Origin of the sequence: Fulvimarina endophytica, from assembly GCF_003403015.1 — a bacterium.
GTDB lineage: Bacteria > Pseudomonadota > Alphaproteobacteria > Rhizobiales > Rhizobiaceae > Fulvimarina > Fulvimarina endophytica.
Genome location: NZ_QURL01000006.1, coordinates 222,258 through 245,728 on the forward strand (window position 1 = coordinate 222,258; position 23,471 = coordinate 245,728).

Genomic DNA, 23,471 nt, shown 5'->3' on the forward strand with positions numbered 1-23,471 from the left:
GCTGCGGCGGCGCGCTCGCGGAAAACACATTCGCTTTATCGCAGGTAGGCCCGATGGCCGGACCCTCGGACCCCATGCAAGGACCGGATCCTCGGCCCGGCTTTCATGCTGGCTCATCGGATGGTGTGAAAACCGGCTCCACTTTCCGGCCCGATCCTAGAGAGGCCGCCGCCACGGCTCCTGTCCGATCAGGGAGCGGGCGCCTCGCTCATTCTGCCGCCCGCTTCGCCTCGCCGGCCCGTGCCGGCAGGCGGCTTGCGAGACAGGCGAGCACCAGGAAGAGCGCGATCTGGAGAAACAGGGCGGCCCTGAAGCTCGATCGATAGGCATCGGCAGTGGTGGCGTCGCCCAAGCTGGAGAAGAAGATCTGCCCGAGAAGCGCGACGCCCAGTGCGCCGCCGATCTGCTGGAAGGTCTGCAGCGCGCCGGACCCCGACCCCGCGTCCCGGTCCTCGACCACGGTGAGGATCGTCGCAAACAGCGGTGCGACGGTCGTGCCCATGCCGAGCCCCGCGAGGATCAGGGGCGCGGTGAAGGCCCAGTGGTCGAACCCGTCGCCGACGGTTGAGACGACGAAAAGCAGCGAGGCCATGCCGGCCGCAAGAACGAGGGGGCCGGCGACCAGCCGCTCCTTGGCATAGGACGAGCCGAACCGCCCGGAGACGAGAGAGGCGAGGAAGACGCCGACCGAGAACGGCACGGTCGTCAGGCCGGACTGGAGCGGGGTGAAGTCGAAGCCGACCTGCAGGAAGATCGCGATCACGAAGAAGAAGCCCGGAATGCCGGCAAAGAGCGCCGCCGTCATGGTGAGACCGAGCAGGAAATGCCGGTTGGTGAGGAGCGAGACGGGAAGAAGCTGGGTCTTGTTCAGCCGCTCGCGCCGGCGCTCCCAGCGCACGAAACCGGCGGCAAGGGGCAGGGCGGCGATCATCATGGCGAAACACCAGAGCGGCCAGCCGAGTTCGCGCCCCTCCACGAGCGGGAAAACGACGAAGAGCACCGTCAGGGCGGCGAGCAGGACGCCGCCGAAATCGATCGGCTGATAGGCCCCCCGTCTCGTTGCCGGAATGAGGCGCCATCCCATGAACAGGGCGAAGAGGCCGATCGGGATGTTGACGAGGAAGATGGGTCGCCAGACGAGGCCGTAGATGTCGGCCGCGATCAGGGTTCCGCCCGCGAGCGGCCCGGTGACGGCGGCCATGCCCGCAGTGACGCCGAAGAGGGAGAAGGCGAAGCCGCGCTCCTCGCGGGTGAACGTCACCTGCACGAGGGCGAGCACCTGCGGCATCATCATCGCTCCCGACACGCCCTGGACGATGCGCGCTGCGATGAGGAATTCGATCGAGGGGGCGATGCCGCAAAGCGCCGAGCCGAGGGTGAAGCCGGAAATGCCGAGGAGAAACATCCGCTTGCGCCCGACGACGTCGCCGAGCCGCCCGAAGGGCAGGAGGCCGAGCGCGAAGGACAGGATATAGGCGGCGACGACCCATTCGATCTCGGCGCTCGTCGCGGAGAAATCCCGCGTGAGGCTCGGGATCGCGACGTTGACGATCGTCACGTCGATCAGGTTCATGAAACCGGCGAGGAGAAGGACGCCGAGGACGATCCAGCGGCGCGGGTCGTCGGCAAGGCTCGAAGACTCGGAAGGCGAGGTCTGGCTCATTCGGTCGGGTCCCTTCGTATCGGGGAACCCATGAGCCCCGCGCCGACCGGGCGCAAGTGCCGATCGCCGAGGTGCCGTTCGGGCAGTCGGACGAAATCCCGAAACGAAGCGGCCATGACGATCGAACCGATCGCCATGGCCGTTCACGAGAAGCGACCCGTCTTCAAGGTCGCGGAAGGGAGAGCGCTTAGTTCGTCGTGCCGGTTCCGGTCGTGGCCGATCCAGAAGCCGACCCAGAAGCCGATCCCTGGGGCATGGCCTCGGAACCCGAGGCTGCACCGGTCGCGCCGGTTGCATCGGGGCCGTCGTCATCGTCCGGCAGACCGGCCGCGACGAGGGCGGCATCGATGTAATCGTCGAGTTCGAGAACGGCGTTCGCGTAGGTCTGGATCTCTTCGACCGGGGCGAGATTGTCGCGCGAATAGGTGGTCAGGCCCTGGGCCATCTCCTTCACCTTGTTCCACTCGCTGGCGAAACGCTCGATTTCGTCGGTCGCGCCGTCCGGCAGGTCCGAATTCTGGACCTCGGAGAGGTAGGAGTCGACCGAATCCAGATCCTCCTTGAAGGCTTCGCCATAGGCTTCGCGCTCGGGATTGTCCGACGGCAGCAGCATATGCGTGAAGAGCCGGGCCTGGCTCTCGGCGATATTGGCTTCGATCTTGCCCATATTGCCGACGAGTTCGGTCTGCGCGCTCATCTCGCCGCCGGCGGACGCGCTGTCCTGGGCGAAAGCGGGAGCTGCGAGAAGGGCGAGAATGCAGGTGGTCGAAAGGGCTGCGATTTTCATGGGATGTCTCCTTCTATCCGTGAACGATACGGGGCTCGGCAGGCCGCATCCTTTTCATGACGCAACTGGCGAGAGGCGCGGCCTGCAGGATCTCCAGTCTCGGGAACTGGGCAGCGGGGTGCTGCGATCAACCGAAGCTAATTGATCGGGAAAAGTTCCCTATCTGTGGTGCCGTCAACGCACGTTTTACGGAAAGATCGGGATCTGCGGGGCGGTGTCGCGCGGATAGAGCCCGACGAGGCGCGGATCGTCCGCAAGTTCCAGTTTCTGGCTGACGGGCTCGAAGCCGAAGCGGGCGTAGAAGCCGCGCGCCTTCGCATGGTCGAGGGTGTTGGTGTGCAGCCAGAGGAGCGGCGTGCCCGCCTCCTTCACGAAGGCGAGCACCTCTCCCATCATGAAGCCCCCCGCGCCCTTGCCGACGAGAGTAGGCGTCACGCCGAAATAGACGAGTTCGCAGCGGCTTTCGACGCTGAAGTCGAGATCGGCGATCCCTTCGGCCCGGCCATCGACGATCAGCCGGAAGACGGCGGTGGTGGGGGCGGCGAGATAGGCTGCGACCTCCGCCTCGCTCTGGACGAGACGACCGTACCAGAGCTGCGGCCCGCCCACCCGGCGCCAGAGATCGAGATAGTCGCGAAGGTCGGGCGTCTCGTCGCGCTCAAAGCGCCATTTTGCGCCCGGAGCCTGCGGGGCCGGCCCGTTCGCTTGGTCCATGGAGCGTTCGAAGACGGTGGCGATCGCCGCGATCTTGCCGGGCGCAAGATCGGTCATTCCGTCGGGAAGCGTCATAGGGATCTCCTCGAAAGGGTGGGCAGGGCGCTGGCGGCCTGCTGATAGCGAGGCGGCGCGCCGGGGGCAATCTGCGGGACATGCGTCGGAAGCGGTCCGGCGTCCGGCCCTGTCGCAAGGATGATGGGCGAGGGTTCATTTCGCCGTCCGCTTCGGCTATGGACGGCGCTCGCCCGCGCCGACCGCCGGCCCGGCTTCGTCAGATCCTCGTCCAAGAACCCCGTTTCGCCCGTCGCAATACCGGGCGTCGGCTCCGTTCGCCGCTCGTCTTCCGAAAGCTCGCATCATGCAGACCATTTTCCCCGGCCTCGATTTCGGCACGACCAATTCGACCCTCGGTCTGGCCGGCGGTCGCGGCGCCAATGTCGCTCCCCGGCTTCTTGCGCTGGAAAAAGGCGCGGTGACGCTGCCATCCGCCCTGTTCTTCAGCCTCGAAGATGGGGAGACCCATGTGGGGCGCGCCGCCGTCTTCGAATATACCGACGGGGCGGAGGGGCGGTTCATGCGGGCCCTCAAATCCGTTCTCGGCTCCTCGCTGATGAACGAGACGACGCAGGTCCGGCGCGAGCGCCTCACCTTCATCGAGATCATCACCCGCTTTCTCGCCCGCATGCGCATCGTGCTCGAAGCCGAGGCCGCGCGCCTCTCGGCTGAGGGCGCGGGCCGGATCGCGCTCGACAAGGTGGTGCTCGGCCGCCCGGTGCGCTTCGTCGACGAGGACGAGACGGCCGACAGGGCGGCCCAGGATCAGCTGGAGCAGGCGGCGCGGGCGACCGGCTTCGACGAGATCGAGTTCCAGTTCGAGCCGGTCGCCGCCGCGCTCTATTACGAAAGCGGGATCACCTCGGAGGAGCTGGCCCTCGTCGTCGATATCGGCGGCGGCACGTCAGACTTCACGGTGGTCCGTCTGTCGCCGGAGCGGGCCCGTTCGAACGACCGGCTGTCGGACATTCTGAGCTCGACCGGCGTCCATGTCGGCGGCACGGATTTCGACCGGATGCTCTCGATCGCCGAGGTCATGCCCCATTTCGGCCTCGGCAGCCAGACGGCGGACGGCAAGCGGCGCATTCCGGTCTGGTATTTCAACGACATGGCGACCTGGCACCGGATCAACACGCTCTACACGCCGCAGGTCGCGCGCGACATCGCGGCGCTGACCAAGGAGTCGGCGAGCCCGGACAGGCTGCAGCGCTACGCCCATCTCCTGCAGCACCGCTCGGGCCACCGGCTGGCGAGCGCGGCCGAAAGCGCCAAGATCGCGCTGACCGAGGCGTCCTCGGCGCGCGTCCGGCTGAAGGAGCCGGGCCTTCTCTTCGACGAAGCGGTGACGAAGGACGCCTTCGAGGCGGCGACCCACGACCTCGTCTCGCGGATCGAGACGGCCATCGGCGAGGCCCTGCGCGTTGCCGGCGTCGAGGCGCCCGCGATCGAAACCGTCATCCTCACCGGCGGCGGTGCGCAGGTTCCGGCGGTTCGTGCCGCCGCCCTCTCGCGCTTCCCCCATGCCCGGGTCGCCCATTCGGACGCCTTCGGCTCGGTCGGCCTCGGCCTCGCCATCGACGCGGCCCGCAAGTTCGGCTGATCGGTCGGGGTGGCTGCGAGCGGACGGGCCGCCGAGGCGCGGCTCGCCCCGTTCCGGGCCGGAGCCCGGAGCCTCGGCCGGATAAGTGTAGAATACTCCCGAGCCGTTCGGACGGCCCGGGAACGCCGCCTCAGTCCGCCTTGCCCATCATCTTCAGTGCGAAGGCGTAGATATAGGCGACCTCTTCCAGCTTGGTGAACCGGCCGGAGGCGCCGCCATGGCCGGAATCCATATTGGTGCGCAGGATCACCGGATTGTCGTCGGTCTTCCTCTCGCGCAGCCGCGCGACCCATTTCGCAGGCTCCCAATAGGTCACGCGCGGATCCGTCAGCCCGGCAAGGGCGAGGATCGGCGGATAGTCCTGGGCACTGACATTGTCATAGGGGCTGTAGGCCGCGATGGTCCGGTAGTCCTCGCCCGACAGGATCGGATTGCCCCATTCGGGCCATTCGGGCGGGGTGAGCGGCAGGGTATCGTCGAGCATGGTGTTGAGGACGTCGACGAAGGGCACCACCGCGACGACCGCGCCGAAGGTCGAGGGCGCCATGTTCGCCACCGCGCCCATCAGCATGCCGCCGGCCGAGCCACCATGGGCGACGATCCGGCCGTTGGCCGTGAAGCCCTCGGCCACGAGATGATCCGCCGCCGCGATGAAATCGGTGAAGGTGTTCGCCTTGTTGCGCCGCCGGCCCGCCTCGTACCAGGCAAATCCCTTGTCCTTGCCGCCGCGGATATGGGCGATCGCATAGACGAAGCCCCGGTTCACCAGAGAAAGGCAGTTTGTGTTGAACGAGGCCGGGATCGACATTCCGTAGGAGCCGTAGCCGTAGAGAAGGCAGGGCGCGGTGCCGTCGATCGGCGTGTCCTTGTGGTGGAACAGGGAGACGGGAACGAGTTCGCCGTCCTTGGCGGGCGCGAAGATGCGGCGCGAGACGTAGCGGTCGGGATCGTGGCCGGAAGGAACCTCCTGCGTCTTCAGGAGCGTGCGCTCGCGCGTCTCGACATCGTAGTCGAAGGTCTGGGACGGCGTCGTCATCGAGGAATAGGTGAACCGGATGACCGTCGTATCGTATTCGTAGGTGCCGATGAGGCCGAGCGAATAGGCCTCCTCCGAAAACGCGATCGCGTGCTCGGGACCATCCGTCGGGTCCGGGCTGCCGTTGAACGACTTGATGACGATGCGCGGAAGCCCGTCCCGGCGCTCCAGCCAGACGAGATGGTTCTTCAGGGCGAAATGGCTGATGATCAGTCGCCCGTCCTCATGCGGGACGACGTCCTTCCAGGCCGACTGCTCGGGCGTGTCGAGAGGCGTCGCCACGATCTTGAAGTCGCGCGCGCCGTCGGCATTGGTCCGAATGTAGAGGCAGTCCTCGCCCTCGTCGACATCGTATTCGATGCCGGTTTCGCGCTCGAGGATGAGGCGCGGCTCGGCCGCCGGATTGGAGGCCGGAATCATCCAGCACTCGGAGGTCTCGTGGTCGTGGATGTCGATGAGGACGAGACGGCCCGACTGGCTCTTGCCCACGTCCATGAAGAAGCCGCTGTCGGTCTCCTCGTAGATCAGCCGGTCCTCGTCCTCGCTGGTGCCCAGCGCATGGTAGAACACCTTGCTCGGCCGGTGGTTGGAATCGATCCGCGTGTAGAAGAACCCGCGCGAATGGGAGGCCCAGGTGGCCGAGCCGCTGGTATCCTGGATGACCGTGTCCCGGTCCTCGCCGCTCTCAGCATCCCGGATGGTCAGCCGGTAATATTCCGAGCCCTTGTCGTCGTAGGACCAGGCGATGATCTGGTGATCGGGGGAATGGCTGATGCCGCCGAGGGAGAAATAGGCGCGGCCCTCGGCCTCCTTCGGGCCGTCGAGAAGCACATGGGCATCGCCCGAGGCGCGGCCGCGCGGATAGCGCAGGAACTTCGGATATTCCGCGCCTTCGTCATAGGCGACCCCGTAGGCATAGTCGCCGTCCGGCATCGGCACGGAGCTGTCGTCCTCCTTGATGCGCCCGCGCATCTCCGCGATCAGCGTCTCGCGAAGAGCGGCGGTGTCCTCCATCACCGCCTGCGCATAGGCGTTCTCCGCTTCCAGATGCGCCCGGATGCGCGGATCGAGGACGGCCGTGTCCTTGAACACGTCCTGCCAGTTGCCGGCTCTCAACCAGGCATAGTCGTCGATGCGCTCGACGCCATGGCGCTCGTCTTTGTGAAGCTGGCGTTCCGCAAGGGGTGGGCGAGGAAGATCGACGGGCATTCGGTTCGCTCGAAACTATATGGATAACTTAAGAGTGCGTCGCGCACGAGCGACGCCGGTCGGTGGGCGGCTCAACGATAGCCTTACCGGGGCCCGCGTGCAAAACTTAAGCAGCTTCGCCGCCTACGCGTTTGTGACCAGTTGTGATGAGGCGATGGCGTCGAGTGCCGATTTCGGCGATTTCATGACTTGCCGCCGGTGGGTCCGGTTTCTAGAAAGACACCTATCCCTGCGACCGGTCCGCCCGGCGCGATGCGAACGGACGGAGACGAAGCCCTGATGGACGAATTGACCGGTTTCGTCACCGAGTTCGGCTATGTCGCCCTCGGGCTTCCCTTTGTCGCCGCCGTGCTCGCGCCCCTGCTGACACGGGTCCTGAAGTCCCATTCCACGTGGATCCTGGCGCTCGCGCCGCTCGCAGCCTTCCTCATCTTCCTTCAGGGCGTCTTCGAGGTCGCGGACGGAACCGTCCATCGCTGGGGCTTCTCCTGGATCCCGAGCTTCGACATCGCCTTCTCCTTCCGCCTCGACGGCCTGTCGCTCGTCTTCGCGCTGCTCGTCACCGGCATCGGCACGCTGATCATCCTCTATGCCGGCGGCTACATGAAGGGTCACCGCGACCAGGGCAGCTTCTACACCTTCATGCTCCTGTTCATGGGTGCGATGCTCGGTCTCGTCATCGCCGACGACCTCATCACCATGTTCATCTTCTGGGAGCTGACCTCGATCACCTCCTTCCTCCTGATCGGCTTCGACCACACCCGCGAAAAGGCGAGGCGCGGCGCGATCCAGGCGCTGGTCATCACCGGCGGCGGCGGTCTGATCCTGCTTGCGGGTGTCATCGCGATCCGCGAGTTCACCGGTCTCAACTCGCTGACGGCGATCCTCGAATCGGGCGATGCGCTGCGCGACAGCCCCTATTACGCGATGATCCTCATCCTGATCCTCGGCGGGGCGTTCACCAAGTCGGCCCAGATGCCGTTCCATGTGTGGTTGCCCAATGCCATGGAGGCCCCGACCCCGGTCTCGGCCTATCTTCATTCGGCGACCATGGTGAAGGCGGGCGTCTATCTGCTCCTGCGCATGCATCCCGCGCTCGGCGACACCACCCTGTGGATGACGATCCTGCCCGCCTTCGGCGCGGTCACGCTGGTGGTCGGCGCGCTGCTGGCGGTCCGGGCGAGCGACATCAAGATCACGCTCGCCTATACGACGGTCGCCTCGCTCGGCCTTCTCGTGATGCTGATCGGCGTCTCCTCCGAGACCGCGATCGTCGGCGCGACGCTCTATCTGATCGCTCACGCCTTCTTCAAGGCGGGGCTCTTCATGGTCGCGGGCTCCGTCGACCATGGGGCCCATACGCGCGAGATCGACAGGCTCGGCGGTCTCGGCCGGCACATGCCGCTCACCTTCCTCGCCGCGATCCTCTGCGCCCTGTCCATGGGCGGCGTGACGCCCTTCATCGGCTTCCTCGCCAAGGAGGAGATCTATCACGCGCTGGAATACCCGACCGCCTATCACATCGCGATCCTCGTCGCGGCGATCGCCGGCAACGCGCTGATGTTCGCGGCCGCCTTCATCGTCGGCCTCCAGCCCTTCGTCGGGCCGAAGCCCGCGGGGATCGAGCATCCGCACGAGGGCGGATTGCGGATCTGGTTCGGCCCGCTGGTGCTCGGCGTCATGTCCTGTGTCGCCGCGCTCTATTACGGCCTCTATCACGAGCTGTTCTCCTCGCCGATGGCCTCGGCCGCCTACGGCGAACCCGTCGCCATCGATATCGGCTGGATTCCCCATCTCAACCTCGCCTTCGCCCTGTCCTGCCTGACTGCGCTACTCGGCATCGGCCTCTACATCGTCTCGCCGCGGCTTCGCTCCGGGATCGCCTCGAGCCTCGATGCGATCGGCTGGGGTCCCGATCGCGGTTTCGACCAGTTGATGCGCGGCCTCGTGCGGTTCTCCTTCAAGGTGACGGGGATCGTTCAGTCGGGTCGGCTGGACTACTACATGACGACGACGGTCGTGGCCGTAGTGGCCGCCATGCTCGGATCCATGTGGTGGGCGGGCGCCTTCCCGACGGTTCCGGCCTATCCGACGAACATCCACTTCCACGAATACATCGTCCTCGGTCTTCTTCTGGTCGGCCTCGGTGCCGTAGTGGTCGCCAAGAACCGCCTCACGGCCATCGTGTCCCTGGGCATCCAGGGCTTCGCCACGGCGCTGATCTTCCTCCTGCAGGGCGCACCGGATCTCGCCTATACCCAGTTCATGGTGGAGACCCTGTCGGTCGTCATCCTGGCGCTGGTCATGACCAAGCTGAAGCTGTCGCCGAGCGATCATCGGCCGCTGCGCGAGAAGCTGCCGGACGCGACGCTGGCGGTCCTCGTCGGCCTCGCCTTCGGTCTCTTCCTGCTGACGGTGGTCCAGCGGCCCTTCGACGATACGCTCTCCCAGTTCTTCGAGCGCTACAGCTATGCCATCGCCCACGGCAAGAACATCGTGAACGTCATTCTGGTCGACTTCCGAAGCATCGATACGATGGGAGAGATCGGGGTCGTGATGGTCACCGGCCTCGCCATCCTCGCGCTGATCCGCATCCGGATCGCAGGCAGCGGCCGGCGTGAGGTCAAGTCATTGGAGCAGAGCTGATGAACTCGCTGATCCTGCGCTTCGCCGCACCCTATCTCACCGCCCTGATGGCGCTCTTCTCGGTCTTCGTTCTCCTGCGCGGTCACAACGAGCCGGGCGGCGGCTTCATCGGAGGGCTCATCGCCTCCTCGGCCTTCGCGATCTACGGCATCGCCAGCGGCGTCGCCCCCGTGCGCCGCGCGATGGTCTTTCATCCGGTCTCGATCGCGGGTGCTGGCCTGTTCCTGGCGGTGATCTCCGGCCTCGGCGGGATCGCCGTCGGCGAGGAGTTCCTCTACGGCGTATGGTGGTTCCCGACCTTCATGGGCACCGAACTCCACCTGTCCTCGATCCTCTTCTTCGATATCGGGGTCTATCTCGTGGTCGTCGGCACCATCACCTCGATCGCGCTCGGGCTCGAAGAGAAGGGGCGCAACTGATGGAACTCGCGCTGACCTTCGCGACCGCCGTTCTCTACAGCATCGCGTTCTATCTTCTGATGTCGAAGCACATCATCCGGATGCTGCTCGGCGTGGTCATCCTGTCGAACGCGGTCAACCTGTCGATCTTCATCAACGGCCGCCTCACGACGATCGCCCCGCCGCTGATCCCGAGTGATCTGAGCGTGCCGGTCGATCCGATCTCCAACCCGTTGCCGCAGGCGCTCGTGCTGACGGCCATCGTGATCGCGTTCTCGTTCTTCGCGTTCCTGCTCGTCCTGTCCTACCGCGCCTATCAGGACCTCAACACCGACGACACCGACGAGATGCGCGTGGCGGAACCGAAGGAGGAGGGGCTGCCGCCCCTTGGATATTGAAGCCTATGGCAACGGAAGACCTCTCCCTTCTCAAAGCCGAGGCGATGACGCAGTCGACCCTCGCCGCGGTCGATCACCTGCCGGTGATGCCGCTTCTGATCTGCTTCGTCTTCGGCTCCGTCCTCCTGATGCTGCGGCGCCGGGTGGACCTGCATCCCGTGCTCGCGATCCCGGGGCTCGCGCTGCTGCTGGCGACTGATATCGCCATTCTCTGGCAGGTCTGGACGAACGGGACGATGACGCTGATGCTCGGCGGCTGGCTGCCGCCCTTCGGCATCGCCTTCACCATCGACATGATGGGCGCCCTGTTCCTGACGGCGGCAGGCTTCGTCGCGCTTGCCTGCGGCATCTACGCGGCCGCGAGCGTCGATCCGGTGGAGCGCAGGTTCGGCTTCTACCCGTTCCTCTTCATGATGATCGGCGGCGTGTCCGGCGCCTTCATCACGGGCGACATCTTCAACCTCTATGTCTGGTTCGAGGTGATGCTGATCGGCTCGTTCGGCCTGATCGTTCTCGGGTCGCGCCACGAGCAGCTGGACGGGGCGACGAAGTACTGCTTCCTCAACCTCGTCGGAACCACCTTCTTCCTGATCGCGACCGGCTATCTCTATGGCCTGTTCGGCACGCTCAACATGGCCGACATCGCGCGCAAGGCTGCGGCCATGGAGGATACCGGCCCGCTGCTGACCCTGGTCTCGCTCTATTTCGTGTCCTTCGCCATGAAGGCGGCGGCCTTCCCGCTCAACAGCTGGTTGCCGGCCTCCTATCACACGCCCCGCTTCGTCACCTCGGCGCTCTTTGCGGGTCTCCTGACCAAGGTCGGCATCTATGCGGCGATCCGCGTCATGCTGATGATCTTTCCGCCCGAGCGGGCCGAGCTTTCCGTCGTCATCGCCTGGGTCGCGGCTCTGACGATGCTGATCGGCGGGCTCGGCGCGCTCGCCCAGAGCGATTTCCGCCGGCTTCTGAACTACATGGTCATCGCCGGGATCGGGACGATCCTCGTCGGTCTCGCGCTGCCGCAGCTTCCCGCGGGCACCGACACCGGACCGATCGCGATCGGCATGTCCGGCGCGATCTACTACGCGATCCATTCGATCATCGTCATGACCGCGCTCTACCTTGCGGCCGGCGTCGCCGCCCATCTGACGGGCAGTTCCTCGCTCCACGAGATGGGCGGGCTGTGGCGGCACAACCCTCTGTTCGCGGGCCTCGTCCTCGTCCTGTTCTTCGCCGTCTCCGGCCTGCCGCCCTTCTCGGGCTTCTGGCCGAAGCTCTTCCTCGTGCGCGCGACCATGTCGGCCGACATGCCCTGGCTCGCCGCCATGGTCCTGTTCTCCGGCTTCCTCCTCACCATCGCCAGCGCCCGGGTCTTCGCCCTGGGGTTCTGGCGGTCGCTGCCGGCGGCGGTGGATGCGCCCAACGATGACGAGCGCGCCCGCATCGTCGGTGAGCGGTTCTCCGCGGCCGGTCCCGAAAAGGCCGCATCGCTGATCCCGCTCCTGATGCTGACCGCCTTCGTCGTCATCGCCGGCGTCTGGCCCGAATGGCTCCTGCAGATGACCGCAAGCGCGACGGCCGGGGTGCTCGATCCGAGCGGCTACATCGATTCCGTGTTCGGAGGGCGGCCATGATTCTCTATCTGATCAACCTGATCCTGGCGCTGATCTGGGTCATCGTCACAGGCTCCTTCACTTTCCTCAACCTGGTGTTCGGTTTCCTGCTCGGCGCGGCGGCCCTGTTCCTGATCCGCTTCCAGGTCGGTGACCGCAAGCATTTCCTCCGCGCCTGGCTCGTCGCCAAGCTGGCCCTGTTCTTCCTCGTCGAACTCATGCGTTCGGCCTGGAAGGTCGCGACCCTCGTTCTTTATCCGAACATGAACCTGAAGCCCGGGATCTTCGCCTACAAGCTTCGGGCCGAGACCGATTTCGAGATCACCCTTCTGGCGAACATGATCACGCTCACGCCGGGAACCCTCTCGGTGGACGTCTCCGACGACCGCTCGACGCTCTACGTCCACGCGCTCGACTGTTCCGATCCGAGCGCCAATCGCGCCGATATCCATAACGGCTTCGAAAAGATGATCCTGGAGGCGTTCCGATGACCTTCCCGCAATTCGCCGAGGCCTTTTACGGTATCGCCCTCCTGATCGCTCAGGGTCTTCTGGGGCTCGCCTTCCTCCTCGTCATCATCCGCATCGTGAGAGGGCCGACCCTTCCCGACCGGGTGGTCGGGCTCGACGTGCTGACCTCGGCCTCCATCGCCTTCATCGCGCTGGTCGGCATCGAAACCGGCTATACGCTCTATGTGGACGTCGCGATCGCGCTCGGTCTCGTCGGCTTCCTGGCAACGGTCGCCTTCGCCCGCTTCATCCTGACCCGTGGACAGACCGAGGAGGACGCCTTCGAGCAATTGCCCTTCCGCGATCCCCAGTCGAAGACCCTGTCCCGCACCTCGCAAGGGAGCCAGCCGTGAGCGAAGCGATCTTCGATACGATCGACGGCATCCTGATGATCGGCGGTTCGATCTTCGTGGTTCTCGCCGCGGTCGGGCTCCTGCGCCTTCCCGATCTCTATACGCGCATGCACGCGGCCTCGAAGGCCGGGCCGGTCGGCGCGGGCCTCCTGCTCCTCGCTCTGGCCCTCAATGCCGGCAGCAGCGCCGAGGCGCTTCGCGCCGTCGCCGCGATCCTCTTCCTCCTCCTGACCGCGCCGATCGCCGCCCATCTCCTCGCCAAGGCGTCCTACAAAGTGGGTTACGGGCTCTGGCCGGGTTCGGTTCTCGACGAGATGCCGAGGGTCCGGAACCCCGAGGGCGAGGATCCGTATTATGACGAGGAAGGCTCGCAAACCGGGCTCGCGCTCCATGAAGGGCAGGCTGGCGAACCCGCGTGGCGGCGGGAGACGAAAGACCGGCGTCCGCGCTGGAGCGATCTGCGAAAGCGGTGACCCATAAGCTCCAGGCTCTCGTCCGGTTTCTCGCCGGCCTCGTCGGCGCCGGCGGGGTGGCCCTTGCGGCCTATGCCTCCCACGGCACGAGCGATCCGTCTCTCGCTTTGCCGGCCGCCGGCATTCTTCTCGCCCACGCACCCGCGCTTCTCGCCCTTTCGCTGCGTTCGGGACGCGGCCAGACCGTGAGCGCGATTATCGCCCTCCTGATGGCGGCGGGCGTCGCCCTCTTTTCCGGTGATCTGGCGAGCCGTATCTGGACCGGCTCGCGGCTCTTCGAGGGCGCGGCGCCGCTCGGCGGCATGGCGATCATCGCCTCCTGGCTCATGATCTGCGGCGAAGCGCTCGTCTCGGCGTTCCGCCGCACGTGAGGCGTCCGCCGCACGCCCGGCGCAGGCCTGTCGGCCATTCGCCGGGTCGGCCAGCCCGCGCTGCCCGAAGATCCTTGCGCAAATTGCGGCTCCGCTGCCCGGGTCGTCCGCCTGGCATCGTCGGTTTCCCGGCGATGGTGACCGAAAGGTCATGCCCAGCCCGACACTAATCGTTTATCGAGGCCGGATATCGACCGGGTCCGGAGCGGGTCCGATGTCCGAACACGATCGAAGGACGGTGCGATGATCGACGGTTTCAGCCAGACCCTCTTCGAGCGCAAGACCGTCGTCGTCACCGGCGCTGGGCGCGGCATCGGTGCCGCGATCGCGCAGGGCTTTCTCGACTGCGGGGCCCGGGTCGTCGCCCACGTGGGACGCGGCATGGAACACGCCCAGGCCGATCTTCTCGAGCGGGTCAGGGATACCGAGCGCGACCGGCTGACGCTTCTGACCGCCGATCTCTCAGGTCCCGGGGCGGGAGGCGATCTCGCCCGGATGGTGCTCCAGGGTCTCGACGGCCCGGTCCATGCGCTCGTCAACAATGCGGGCACGATGGAGGGACGGTTCGCGGCCGAAAGCGTCACAAAGGCCGAATTCGACCGGGTCGTCGATCTCAACATCCGCTCCGTCGTCGAACTGACGACGGCTCTCCTGCCGGCGCTGAAAGCGGCCGAAGGGGCGGCGATCGTCAACACATCCTCGATCTCCGCGACGGTCGGCGGCTCGCCCGGCTCCTCCCTTTACTCGGCCTCCAAGGCCTTCATCTCCACCTGGACGCGGGCGCTCGCGCGCGAACTCGCCCCCGACGGGATCCGGGTGAATGCGGTCTCGCCCGGCACGATCATGACGGATTTCCACCGGCGCTATTCGTCGGAGGAAAAGCTCGCCAGGACCGCCGCCTCGATCCCGCTGCAGCGCCTCGGCGAGGCCGACGACTGCGCGCCCGCCTATCTGTTCCTCGCGGCACCGGAGCTCTCCGGCTATATCACCGGCCAGATCGTCGAGGTGAACGGCGGCCAGTTCATGGGCTAGGGCCCCGGACCCGTTCATAGATTCGGCGCCCGGGCTCCGGTTTCCCGCCTCAGCATCGGATGGTCCGATGCCCATTGCCTATTGTCCATCGACCGGTTCAGGCCGAAGCGTTGGCCTGCCTGTCCTCGGAAAAGTCCATGGCCGGCGGATTGCGCAGGTGCAGATAGGTCGCCTCGAAGCCGGCGATCTGGGCGAGGGCGGGCCAGTTGCGGATCGTCAGCATCGTGCGGTTGCGCTCCACGAGCCCGCGCTGCTTGAGGGTCTGGAGCGTGCGGTTGACCGTGACCACAGTGAGCCCGAGCGCATCGGCCAGTTCGTTCTGGGTGAGCGGCAGGTGGAAGTGCTGGGTCTGCGCCGTGTTCATGGCGTGCAGGCGCATGGTCAGTTCGCAAAGCAGGTGGGCGGTTCGCTGGATGCCGGACATGCGCCCGAGCGCGACGATCCAGCGCCGGAAGATCGAGCCGTCGATCAGGGTCTCGCGCCAGAGCGCGGCCGCGATATTGGGCCGCGACATGCACAGGTCCCAGAGCTCTTCGTGGCGGATGAAAGCCAGATCGCAGCGGATCGTCGCGGCCACGTTGTGGTCCAGCTTCTCGAATTTCAGGCTGTGGAGGTCGACGATGTCGCCCGGCACATGGAAGGCGATGATCTGCCGCTTGCCTTCCCTCGTATCGCGATAGCGGTGCACGAACCCGTCGACGAGGAGACAGCTGTGATGGACCTCCTGGTTCTCGACCACGATGTCCGTACCTGCAGCGACCGTCTTATGTGTCAGTGACAGGGCGCGAAGGGCGTCCCTGTCCTCGTCCGTGAGAGTTGCGACCAGGTCAAGCCGTTGTACCAGCGTCCGATCGAGGGGATTCATCTTCGTTTCCAGGTTCCGTTCGGCGGGACTGCGAGAGCGCCCTTCGGACGCGTTGGACGAAACGGCGTGGGACTCGCGGGTCTTCACGCGTTCGCGAGGTCTTGCGTGATTATAGGAAGGGAGGCGGGCCGAGCGCAATCTCGCGAGAGAGACCGCCTCTGCCGGCATGGTGGTGATGGCCCGTCGGAAGGCGAGGGGCGGGCGACCCCTTTCCGTCACCCCCTCGCCGAAAGAGCCGTCTCGGCCAGTTCCACCCAGTAACTGGCGCCGAACGCGATCGCCTCGTCGTTGAAGTCGTAACGGGCATTGTGCAGGGATGCGCTGTCCCCATTGCCGATGAAGACATAGGCGCCGGGCCGTTCCTCCAGCATATAGGCGAAATCCTCGCCCGCCATCAGCGGCTGGGTATCGGGCGTCACGCGTTCGCCGCCGACGACGTTCGTCGCAACGGCCGCGCAGAACGCCGATTCCGCCGCATCGTTCACGGTCGGGGGATAGCCCTTGTGCCAGACGACATCCACCACGGCCCCGTAGGCGGCGGCGATGTTCTCGGCCAGCGCGCGGATGCGCTCCTCGGCATAGTCGCGCAGTTCCGGGCGAAGGCAGCGCACCGTGCCGGAAAACACCGCCTCGTCGGGAATGACGTTGTGCGCATATCCCGCATGGAACTCGGTCACCGAGACCACCATGCTGCGAAGCGGATCGAGATTGCGCGAGACGATGGACTGGAGCCCCTGGACGATGGCGCTCGCGGTCACGATCGGGTCCGTCGTGCCGTGGGGAAGGGCGGCATGTCCGCCCCGGCCGCGCACCGTGACCTTGAAGATGTCGACCGCCGCCATGATGGGACCCGGCCGCATGGCGAACTCGCCGAGCGGCAGGCCCGGCAGGTTGTGCATGCCGAACACCCGGGAGATCGAAAACCGCTCGAAGAGCCCGTCCTCTACCATCGCCTTCCCGCCCGCGCCGCCTTCCTCGGCCGGCTGGAAGATCACGGCGACCGAGCCGTCGAAATCTCGCGTCTCGCAAAGCGCGCGGGCTGCGGCGAGCAGCATGGTCATGTGCCCGTCATGGCCGCAGGCATGCATCAGCCCGCCGCGCGTGGAGGCGTGGTCGAGGCCGGTTTCCTCGACGATCGGCAGGGCGTCCATGTCCGCGCGAAGGCCGATCACGAGGCCATCGGCCTTGCGCCCGTGGATCAGCCCGACGACGCCCGTGCGCCCGATGCCGGTCTCCACCTTGTCGCAGCCGAAGCTGCGCAGCTTCTCGGCGATGAAGGCGGCCGTATCGACGACGTCGTAGAGGAGTTCGGGATTGCGGTGCAGATGCCGGCGCCATTCGGCATGTTCGCGGCTGCGTTCGAGGATGGCGGACTTGACGGGCATGAAGAGAGCGACCGGTTTGGAGCAGTGAGACGGGCTGACGCAAGAGCATGCACGGACTCGAAATTCTCCCCGTCTGTGCCATTCTTGCGTCACATGCGTTCGTTATGCGCGAGACATTCGAAAGACTATCATGCCCATGGCCGATCGGCCACGGGGATCCACCGATGCCCTTTGCGAAGGCCGATGCCTTTTGCGAGGGCTTGGCGGAAGGACGAGGTTTGAAGTGAGCATGACGTCGCTGTTTTCGACGACGAGATCGGTTTTTGCCGCCCTTCTGGCCGCCGGCCTGATCTTCCAGCTGCCGCAGGACGTCCGCGCGCAAACGGCCGGGGCGACTGCCGCCGATGCGAGCGGCGCGGTCTCCCGGGACGGCAAGACCTCGCTTGCCTCGATCGTCGTCGACGTGAAGACCGGCAAGGTCCTGTCGCAGACCAATGCCACCGAGCGGCGCTACCCGGCCTCCACCACCAAGCTGATGACCGCCTATCTCGCCATGAAGGCGGTCGAGGTCGGCTCCGTCTCCTGGGACATGCCCGTGGTGATGACCCGCCAGGCCGCCGGCGAGGCACCCTCGAAGCTCGGGATCCCGCCGGGCTCCGTCATGCGTCTCGACGAGGCGGTTCGCGCGCTCCTCGTCAAATCGGCGAACGACGTGGCGACGGCGGTCGGTCAGGCTCTCGGCAAGGGATCGACGGAAACCTTCGTCGCGATGATGAACCGCACGGCCGGGCTCATCGGCATGCGCGACACGACCTTCGTCAACGCCCACGGCCTTCCCGGCGACGGCCAGCATTCGAGCGCCAAGGATCTCGCGATCCTCGGCATGACCATTCGCCGCGAATTTCCCCAATACAAGGACTGGTTCGGCACCGAGGCGATCGTCTTCGGCGGCAAGCTGATGCAGAACGGCAATAAGCTCCTCGGCCGTTTCGACGGAGCCGAGGGCATGAAGACCGGCTATATCTGCGCCGCCGGCTTCAACCTCGTCTCGGCCGTCACGCGGAACGATCGCACCCTCGTTGCCGTGGTGATGGGCGCCAACGGCACCATCGAGCGCGAATCGCTGTCCGCCGAACTCTTCGACGCCGCCTTCAAGGCCGATCCGGACGCGGACTACACAGAAGTCACCGATCTGCCGATCGCAGGCGACGAGAGCCCGACGCTCGATGTCAGCGACTTCATCTGCTCGGGCAAGGGACGCACGGCACGGGCCAATGACCGCGTCGCCGATCGCGGAGACCGGCAGGTCGTCTACGGGTCCGAGCTCCTGCACGAGATGGGGCGGCCCCCTCATTCGGTGCGGATCACCCTCGGCGGGGCGACGGCCGGCCCGAACTTCCCGGCCGATATCGCGCTCATCGAGAACTACGGCATTCCGCTGCCGCATTTCCGCCCCTCCCAGCCCCAGGACGCCGCCAATCTTCTCGCAGCCGCGATCCTGCGCGAGAGCGTCGACGAGCCGGGCAACGAGGCCGAGGCCGGGGACCGGGCCGATCCCGCCGATGCGGCGGAGATCGTGGATGCGGCCGCTGCGCCCGATACGCCGGAAATCGAAGGCGAGGCGGCGCCCGGAATGCCTATTCCCGACTTCGCCTCGCGCTGAGGGCGCAGGCCGGGGAGGCGTTCGGGGCGATCATGGCGGATCGGCGCCGCCGCCGGCCGCCGGGTCTTCTTGCGGAGACCGACGGCCCGGTCCATCTTGAGGCCATGTCGACCGTTTCAGATTCCCATGCCCCGTCCCGTTCTCCCATCCGCCTGACCCTCCTCACCGGGTTTCTCGGCGCGGGCAAGACCACCGTTCTCAACCGCCTTCTTTCCGAGCCTGCGGTCACCGACACGGCGGTGGTGGTCAACGAATTCGGCGAGGTCGGCATCGATCAGCTTCTGGTCGAGGCGGAGGTCAGCGACGGACTGATCGAACTCTCCGACGGGTGCCTCTGCTGTTCGGTGCGCGGCGAACTCGTGGAGACGCTGGAGCGCCTTGCCGAACGCCGCAAGGACGGGCGTCCTCTGGCGCGTGTCGTGGTGGAGACGACCGGCCTTGCCGATCCGACCCCGATCCTCGCCGCCATCATGACCCATCCCGTCCTCTCGCAAAGCTACGCGCTCGACGCGATCGTCTGCGTGATCGATGCGATCGGCGGGCTCGCCAATCTGGATGCCAATATCGAGGCGAGGCGGCAGCTTGCGGTGGCCGATCGCGTGCTTCTCACCAAGACCGATCTCGCGCCCGAAGCCAAGGACCGGCTGGTCGAGGCGGTCCGGGCGATCAATTCCGGTGCGGACCTCATCGAGGCGCCGCAGGTGGAGAGGCTTGCCGGCCGCATCCTCGATTGCGGCCTGTCGAGGCTCGACGGCACGCCCGCGGATCCCGAGCGCTGGCTCGGCTCGCAAGGCCGCCGCGAAACCGGCGATGGCGGTCCTAGAGAGAATTTCGGCGCAGATGGCGGCGACGTCCATTCTCATGGCCACGATGGCGACCACCACCACCATCGTCATCATGATGCCGGTCACCGTCATGGCGCGATCCGCTCCCTGTCGCTCGTGCACGACCGGCCGATTGAAGAGCAGGCCGTCTTCGCCTTCCTGGAAATGCTGTCGACGTTCGAGGGCGGAAACGTCCTCAGGATGAAAGGCGTCGTCCTGACACGCGAACACCCCGAGCGGCCGCTCGTCCTCCACGGCGTGCGCGGCTACCTCCATCCGCCGGCCCGCCTGCCGGCCTGGCGCGAGGGGGCGGTGCGCCAGTCGCGCCTCGTCGTCATCGGCGAGAATCTCAACCTGGAGCGGGTGCGTGATCTCTTCTCCGCCTTCACCGGCGGGATGCGCACCGATGCGCCGGACCGCACGGCGATCGAGGACAATCCGCTGGCCGTGCCGGGCATGCGGTTCGGCTGACCGGATCTCGCAGGGCCGTCAAGGACACGCCCTGCGGCCCGGGCCGTGGCGGGCAAACTCAGTCTTTGTCGCTCTCGCCCATTCTGTCCCGAGGCGCGCCTCCGGATACGGCCACGAACCAGAGCCGCTCATCCTCCTTACCGCTGTCCTGAAGGGCATGGTGCGAGGCGTTGAGGAAATGCGGCAAGTCGATCGCGGCCATCGGATCGTCGGCGATCACCCTCAGCCGCTCGCCCGGCGCCATCGCGTTCAGCGCCTTGCGGGCCTTCAGTGTGGGCAGGGGGCATCGCAGCCCCCGCAAATCCAGTTCCCGCATCGAAGAGATCCGTCGGCTCGTCGTCTTTTCCGTCCAGTTCGGATCTCTATATCAGGTGCGTTCCCGATACGAGACGAGGAGACTGGCGAGAGATGGGCGGATACGGCGTCGAACCTGATGCGATCATCGAGTTCTGGTGGAATGCGGGGCCCGAGAAATGGTTCTCCAAGGACGAGGCGTTCGACGAGACGATCCGCAAGCGGTTTCTCGACGTCTACGAGCGCGCGGCCGAGGGGGCTCTCGATGGATGGATGGAGGAGCCGCGCGGCGCGCTCGCCCTCGTCATCCTGCTCGACCAGTTCCCGCGCAACATGTTCCGCGGCACGCCTCGCGCCTTCGCGACCGATGAGAAGGCCAAGACGATCGGCGTGAAGGCGCTGGAGCGCGGCGATCACGAAACGGTGGCCGAAGACATCAACCAGTTCCTCGCCATTCCCCTGATGCATTCGGAGGATCTCGCCGATCAGGATGCCTGCGTCGAATGGATGGAGGTCGTCGGCAGCGAGGAGAATCGCAAGTTCGCTCGCCATCATAGGGATATCATCGCGCGCTTCGGCCGCTTTCCCCATCGCAACGCCGTTCTCGGACGCGAGACGACCCCGGAAGAAGCGGCCTTCCTCGAGGAGGACGGGTTCCGGGGCTGAGGCCCGCGAAGGACCCCCGGCTTCGGCGCCCGACGTCCGGAGGCGGGCAATGAGCCCTTAAAGCTTTCATGCAAGGATCGGCCGCCATGAGGGACCCCGACACGTCTCGGGGCCGACCGACCAATCTTGCGAAGGCCATCACATCCATGACAGCGAGGCTCGTCAGCATACCCCATCGCGGTGCGAAGGCGGATAACGGCCTGGAGATCGGGCTGCGCCCGACGCCGCTGGTGGAGGTGAACGCCGCGGGCTCAGGTTCCGGCCGCCGTCTTTCGATCTACGAGCCACGCGACGCCTTCGGGCTGATCTCCGAACTCACGCATCTCTCCGAACGCGCGATCGAGCGCAACATCTTCTACGATCCGCGTTTCCTCGTACCCGCCATGCCGCGCCTCGAAGACCGCCGGGTTCGCCTTCTCGTCATGCGCGACGAAGCTGCGAACCACAGCCGGTTGCGCCTGCTTCTGCCCTATTCATTGGAGCGGACCGGACGGTTCTCGCGGCGTTCGGTCATGCGGGTCTGGAGCCATCCCTTCGGTCCCGTCGGCAGTCTGCCGATCGATGGCGACAACCCGGTCGGAACGGTGCGAAGCCTCGTGCGCACGATCGCCGAGGGCGTCCTGGATCTTCCGCCGATCCTCGTCCTCCCCGATATCCGCGCCCATGGCGGCATGGCGCGGACGCTCTCGCAGGCAGCTTCAGAGCTGTCTCTTCCCTTGAAGATGATCAACGAGTTCGAGCGCGCGGCGCTTTCGTGCCAGTCGCCGGCGGATGCCGCGCTGACGGGCAAGCGGCGGCGCGAACTGGAGCGTGGTCGGCGCCTCCTCGAAAGCCAGGGCCAGTTGCGTCTCGACATTGCGAGGAAACCCGACGCTTTCCGCACGGCGCTGGAGGACTTCTTCATCCTCGAGGCCTCCGGCTGGAAGGGCCGTGCCCGCAGCGCGCTGATCAGCGATCGCTTCCGCTCGGCCTTCGCACGCGAGGCGCTCAACGATCTGGCCGCCCATGACCGGGCGCGGATCTTCACCCTTCGCCTCGACGGGGAGGCGATCGCGAGCCTCGTTCTCCTCGTCGATCAGGGCGAGGCCTATACGTGGAAGAGCGCCTATAACGAAACCTACGCCAAGGCCTCGCCCGGCCAGCAGATCATGGCCGCGGTGACGCGCATCCTCGTTGCCGATCCGACGATCGGCCGGGCCGATTCCTGCGCGGTCCCCGATCATTTCGTGATGAACCGCTTCTGGCACGATCGCATCGCGATCGGCACGATGGTCCTCGGCATGAAGCCGGGACTGGAAGGCGAGGTGGACGCGGTGGCGCGCTCCCTCGAGAACTCGAAGCGCTCGGCCAATCGCGTTCGCCTGATGCGGGAGGCCGTTCGCGCCGCCCTCGGGCGCTAGAGCCTTGGACCCGATTCAAGAATCGGGTCCGAGGCTCCTGTTTCTTGCTGACGCATCGGATGGCCCGAAAACCGGGACCACCTTTCGGTCCGATGCTGTAGGCGCCTGCCGGAACGGGAGCCAAACGCGGCGCGCCGCGTTATCTCGGACCATCATCAGGAACGGAACCCCCATGAAAGTCGCCGCTCTCACCGCCTCGCTCCTCCTCATCGCCGGAATGGCCTTCGCGCAGGATGCAGCGCAGCCCTCGACCGATGCCACCCAGCCCTCGGCCGGTTCGGCCGCGACGAGCGATCCGGCAGCGCCCGCCCCGACGAACGATCAGGCCGCACCGGCAGCGCCGAGCGGTCAGGCCGAGGCGGTGCTCGTGCCGATCGAGGACGACAATGCCCCCGTCCCCTCTCTCAACCTCATGGCCGATCAGGTCGAGGACATGACCGTGATCGGCGCGGATGGCGGCGAGATCGGAGAGGTGGAATCGGTTCTGGGCGACCAGAACGGCAATGCGCGGGCCATCACGGTCGAGATCGGCGGTTTCCTCGGCATCGGCGAGAAGACGGTGATCTTCCAGCTCGACCAGCTTTCCCTCGACATGGGTCATCTGAGGACGCAGATGACGCGCGAGGAGCTCCAGAACATGCCGGAATATCAGGGCTGAACCCCCTGGTTTCGGACTGGCGCTTTGGGGCGTCCGCCCTGTGACTAGGGCGGCGCATCCCATGCGGTTTAGCAGCCAAAGAAAAGTGTAGAGGTCCCGGCACCAAATCGCGAACTCGCCATTGCCGCGCCACGGCCGGCATAACGGGGTCAGGGGCGGTCCGTGCTCGACCGGGAACGGCTATTGCGCGGCTTCCAGCACCTTGGCTTCGGACCGGAACGGGATGCCGACGGCGTTCCAGGTCTCGACGAGGGCGGCCTTCAGGTGATCGATGCGGGCATCGTCGTGGAGCGGCGTCGGGGTGATGCGAAGGCGCTCGGTGCCGCGCGGGACGGTCGGGTAGTTGATCGGCTGGATATAGATGCCGTGACGGTGGAGAAGATGGTCCGAGGCCCGTTTGCACAGGTCCGGATCGCCGACGAGAACCGGCACGATATGGGTGTCGG

Annotated in this window: 23 protein-coding genes; 15 read left to right on the forward strand and 8 right to left on the reverse strand. The window is 66.2% G+C overall.

Annotated features, from left to right (window positions below; translation table 11 throughout):
- Positions 1-208 precede the first annotated feature (208 nt).
- The 3 genes from DYI37_RS15650 to DYI37_RS15660 form a co-directional block, all read right to left on the reverse strand.
- Complete coding sequence (locus DYI37_RS15650) at positions 209-1,663, reverse strand: MFS transporter (protein ID WP_116684184.1); 1,455 nt, start codon at positions 1,661-1,663, stop codon at positions 209-211.
- Positions 1,664-1,850: 187 nt separating this feature from the next.
- Entirely contained in the window at positions 1,851-2,450 is a 600-nt protein-coding gene (locus DYI37_RS15655; protein WP_116684185.1) for a hypothetical protein, read from the reverse strand.
- Between the two features lie 186 nt (positions 2,451-2,636).
- Positions 2,637-3,239 carry a GNAT family N-acetyltransferase gene (locus tag DYI37_RS15660; protein WP_116684186.1) on the reverse strand — a complete coding sequence of 201 codons (603 nt, stop codon included), beginning with the start codon at positions 3,237-3,239 and terminating at the stop codon, positions 2,637-2,639.
- 286 nt (positions 3,240-3,525) lie between these two features.
- Between DYI37_RS15660 and DYI37_RS15665 the strand changes: the two genes are divergently transcribed.
- Positions 3,526-4,821 (forward strand): Hsp70 family protein, encoded by a 1,296-nt coding sequence (locus DYI37_RS15665; RefSeq protein ID WP_116684187.1) that lies wholly within the window; start codon positions 3,526-3,528, stop codon positions 4,819-4,821.
- 130 nt (positions 4,822-4,951) lie between these two features.
- On the opposite strand, the gene DYI37_RS15670 is transcribed toward DYI37_RS15665, so the two are convergent.
- Positions 4,952-7,066, reverse strand: coding sequence for a S9 family peptidase (locus tag DYI37_RS15670; RefSeq protein ID WP_116684188.1), 2,115 nt, complete (start codon positions 7,064-7,066; stop codon positions 4,952-4,954).
- 279 nt (positions 7,067-7,345) lie between these two features.
- On the opposite strand from DYI37_RS15670, the gene DYI37_RS15675 reads away from it, so the two are divergent.
- The 9 genes from DYI37_RS15675 to DYI37_RS15715 all read left to right on the forward strand — a co-directional run bounded on the left by DYI37_RS15675 (position 7,346) and on the right by DYI37_RS15715 (position 14,859).
- Positions 7,346-9,712, forward strand: a complete 2,367-nt coding sequence (locus DYI37_RS15675; RefSeq protein ID WP_116684189.1) for a putative monovalent cation/H+ antiporter subunit A — start codon at positions 7,346-7,348, stop codon at positions 9,710-9,712.
- Positions 9,712-10,131, forward strand: coding sequence for a Na(+)/H(+) antiporter subunit B (locus DYI37_RS15680; RefSeq protein WP_116684190.1), 420 nt, complete (start codon positions 9,712-9,714; stop codon positions 10,129-10,131). Before DYI37_RS15675 ends, DYI37_RS15680 begins: the two co-directional genes overlap by 1 nt.
- Positions 10,131-10,508: a Na+/H+ antiporter subunit C gene (locus DYI37_RS15685; protein WP_116684191.1), complete on the forward strand. Its 378-nt coding sequence runs from the start codon at positions 10,131-10,133 to the stop codon at positions 10,506-10,508. Before DYI37_RS15680 ends, DYI37_RS15685 begins: the two co-directional genes overlap by 1 nt.
- Before the next feature lie 5 nt (positions 10,509-10,513).
- Positions 10,514-12,142, forward strand: a complete 1,629-nt coding sequence (locus DYI37_RS15690) for a Na+/H+ antiporter subunit D (protein ID WP_116684192.1) — start codon at positions 10,514-10,516, stop codon at positions 12,140-12,142.
- Positions 12,139-12,612, forward strand: coding sequence for a Na+/H+ antiporter subunit E (locus DYI37_RS15695; protein ID WP_116684193.1), 474 nt, complete (start codon positions 12,139-12,141; stop codon positions 12,610-12,612). The genes DYI37_RS15690 and DYI37_RS15695 overlap by 4 nt, the downstream gene beginning before the upstream one ends.
- Positions 12,609-12,983, forward strand: a complete 375-nt coding sequence (locus tag DYI37_RS15700) for a cation:proton antiporter (RefSeq protein ID WP_116684194.1) — start codon at positions 12,609-12,611, stop codon at positions 12,981-12,983. Before DYI37_RS15695 ends, DYI37_RS15700 begins: the two co-directional genes overlap by 4 nt.
- Complete coding sequence (gene mnhG, locus DYI37_RS20340; protein WP_116684195.1) at positions 12,980-13,456, forward strand: monovalent cation/H(+) antiporter subunit G; 477 nt, start codon at positions 12,980-12,982, stop codon at positions 13,454-13,456. Before DYI37_RS15700 ends, mnhG begins: the two co-directional genes overlap by 4 nt.
- Positions 13,453-13,827 carry a DUF423 domain-containing protein gene (locus DYI37_RS15710; protein ID WP_116684196.1) on the forward strand — a complete coding sequence of 125 codons (375 nt, stop codon included), beginning with the start codon at positions 13,453-13,455 and terminating at the stop codon, positions 13,825-13,827. Before mnhG ends, DYI37_RS15710 begins: the two co-directional genes overlap by 4 nt.
- A gap of 243 nt (positions 13,828-14,070) precedes the next feature.
- On the forward strand, positions 14,071-14,859 hold the full coding sequence (locus DYI37_RS15715; RefSeq protein ID WP_116684197.1) for an SDR family NAD(P)-dependent oxidoreductase: 789 nt from the start codon (positions 14,071-14,073) through the stop codon (positions 14,857-14,859).
- 97 nt (positions 14,860-14,956) lie between these two features.
- Here the strand turns inward: DYI37_RS15715 and DYI37_RS15720 are convergent, their stop codons facing one another.
- Complete coding sequence (locus DYI37_RS15720; RefSeq protein ID WP_116684198.1) at positions 14,957-15,724, reverse strand: Crp/Fnr family transcriptional regulator; 768 nt, start codon at positions 15,722-15,724, stop codon at positions 14,957-14,959.
- A 215-nt stretch (positions 15,725-15,939) separates the two neighbouring features.
- Entirely contained in the window at positions 15,940-17,109 is a 1,170-nt protein-coding gene (locus DYI37_RS15725; RefSeq protein WP_116684199.1) for a M20 aminoacylase family protein, read from the reverse strand.
- Positions 17,110-17,338: 229 nt separating this feature from the next.
- Between DYI37_RS15725 and DYI37_RS15730 the strand changes: the two genes are divergently transcribed.
- Both DYI37_RS15730 and DYI37_RS15735 read left to right on the forward strand, forming a co-directional pair.
- Positions 17,339-18,712 (forward strand): D-alanyl-D-alanine carboxypeptidase family protein, encoded by a 1,374-nt coding sequence (locus tag DYI37_RS15730; protein WP_116684200.1) that lies wholly within the window; start codon positions 17,339-17,341, stop codon positions 18,710-18,712.
- Between the two features lie 104 nt (positions 18,713-18,816).
- Entirely contained in the window at positions 18,817-20,007 is a 1,191-nt protein-coding gene (locus DYI37_RS15735; protein ID WP_116684238.1) for a CobW family GTP-binding protein, read from the forward strand.
- 58 nt (positions 20,008-20,065) lie between these two features.
- Here DYI37_RS15735 and DYI37_RS15740 read toward each other — a convergent pair whose 3' ends face one another.
- Complete coding sequence (locus DYI37_RS15740; protein ID WP_116684201.1) at positions 20,066-20,323, reverse strand: sulfurtransferase TusA family protein; 258 nt, start codon at positions 20,321-20,323, stop codon at positions 20,066-20,068.
- A gap of 92 nt (positions 20,324-20,415) precedes the next feature.
- Between DYI37_RS15740 and DYI37_RS15745 the strand changes: the two genes are divergently transcribed.
- From DYI37_RS15745 to DYI37_RS15755, 3 genes are all read left to right on the forward strand, one after another.
- Positions 20,416-20,967 (forward strand): DUF924 family protein, encoded by a 552-nt coding sequence (locus DYI37_RS15745; protein ID WP_116684202.1) that lies wholly within the window; start codon positions 20,416-20,418, stop codon positions 20,965-20,967.
- Between the two features lie 146 nt (positions 20,968-21,113).
- Positions 21,114-22,367 (forward strand): GNAT family N-acetyltransferase, encoded by a 1,254-nt coding sequence (locus tag DYI37_RS15750; RefSeq protein ID WP_116684203.1) that lies wholly within the window; start codon positions 21,114-21,116, stop codon positions 22,365-22,367.
- Positions 22,368-22,539: 172 nt separating this feature from the next.
- Entirely contained in the window at positions 22,540-23,025 is a 486-nt protein-coding gene (locus DYI37_RS15755) for a PRC-barrel domain-containing protein (RefSeq protein ID WP_116684204.1), read from the forward strand.
- 180 nt (positions 23,026-23,205) lie between these two features.
- Here the strand turns inward: DYI37_RS15755 and DYI37_RS15760 are convergent.
- Positions 23,206-23,471: aminotransferase class I/II-fold pyridoxal phosphate-dependent enzyme (locus DYI37_RS15760; protein ID WP_116684205.1), on the reverse strand; the 266-nt coding region annotated here is incomplete at its 5' end.

What these genes read in the sequence shown, in the direction of transcription:
- DYI37_RS15655 (WP_116684185.1), bottom strand. Translation starts at nt 2,450, where the DNA reads ATGAAAATCGCAGCCCTTTCGACCACCTGCATTCTCGCCCTTCTCGCA.
- DYI37_RS15665 (WP_116684187.1), top strand. Translation starts at nt 3,526, where the DNA reads ATGCAGACCATTTTCCCCGGCCTCGATTTCGGCACGACCAATTCGACC.
- DYI37_RS15720 (WP_116684198.1), bottom strand. Translation starts at nt 15,724, where the DNA reads ATGAATCCCCTCGATCGGACGCTGGTACAACGGCTTGACCTGGTCGCA.
- DYI37_RS15715 (WP_116684197.1), top strand. Translation starts at nt 14,071, where the DNA reads ATGATCGACGGTTTCAGCCAGACCCTCTTCGAGCGCAAGACCGTCGTC.
- DYI37_RS15680 (WP_116684190.1), top strand. Translation starts at nt 9,712, where the DNA reads ATGAACTCGCTGATCCTGCGCTTCGCCGCACCCTATCTCACCGCCCTG.
- DYI37_RS15650 (WP_116684184.1), bottom strand. Translation starts at nt 1,663, where the DNA reads ATGAGCCAGACCTCGCCTTCCGAGTCTTCGAGCCTTGCCGACGACCCG.
- DYI37_RS15755 (WP_116684204.1), top strand. Translation starts at nt 22,540, where the DNA reads ATGAAAGTCGCCGCTCTCACCGCCTCGCTCCTCCTCATCGCCGGAATG.
- DYI37_RS15695 (WP_116684193.1), top strand. Translation starts at nt 12,139, where the DNA reads ATGATTCTCTATCTGATCAACCTGATCCTGGCGCTGATCTGGGTCATC.
- DYI37_RS15730 (WP_116684200.1), top strand. Translation starts at nt 17,339, where the DNA reads ATGACGTCGCTGTTTTCGACGACGAGATCGGTTTTTGCCGCCCTTCTG.
- DYI37_RS15745 (WP_116684202.1), top strand. Translation starts at nt 20,416, where the DNA reads ATGGGCGGATACGGCGTCGAACCTGATGCGATCATCGAGTTCTGGTGG.
- DYI37_RS15735 (WP_116684238.1), top strand. Translation starts at nt 18,817, where the DNA reads ATGTCGACCGTTTCAGATTCCCATGCCCCGTCCCGTTCTCCCATCCGC.
- DYI37_RS15740 (WP_116684201.1), bottom strand. Translation starts at nt 20,323, where the DNA reads ATGCGGGAACTGGATTTGCGGGGGCTGCGATGCCCCCTGCCCACACTG.
- DYI37_RS15725 (WP_116684199.1), bottom strand. Translation starts at nt 17,109, where the DNA reads ATGCCCGTCAAGTCCGCCATCCTCGAACGCAGCCGCGAACATGCCGAA.
- DYI37_RS15670 (WP_116684188.1), bottom strand. Translation starts at nt 7,066, where the DNA reads ATGCCCGTCGATCTTCCTCGCCCACCCCTTGCGGAACGCCAGCTTCAC.
- DYI37_RS15660 (WP_116684186.1), bottom strand. Translation starts at nt 3,239, where the DNA reads ATGACGCTTCCCGACGGAATGACCGATCTTGCGCCCGGCAAGATCGCG.
- DYI37_RS15690 (WP_116684192.1), top strand. Translation starts at nt 10,514, where the DNA reads ATGGCAACGGAAGACCTCTCCCTTCTCAAAGCCGAGGCGATGACGCAG.
- DYI37_RS15750 (WP_116684203.1), top strand. Translation starts at nt 21,114, where the DNA reads ATGACAGCGAGGCTCGTCAGCATACCCCATCGCGGTGCGAAGGCGGAT.
- DYI37_RS15700 (WP_116684194.1), top strand. Translation starts at nt 12,609, where the DNA reads ATGACCTTCCCGCAATTCGCCGAGGCCTTTTACGGTATCGCCCTCCTG.
- DYI37_RS15685 (WP_116684191.1), top strand. Translation starts at nt 10,131, where the DNA reads ATGGAACTCGCGCTGACCTTCGCGACCGCCGTTCTCTACAGCATCGCG.
- DYI37_RS15675 (WP_116684189.1), top strand. Translation starts at nt 7,346, where the DNA reads ATGGACGAATTGACCGGTTTCGTCACCGAGTTCGGCTATGTCGCCCTC.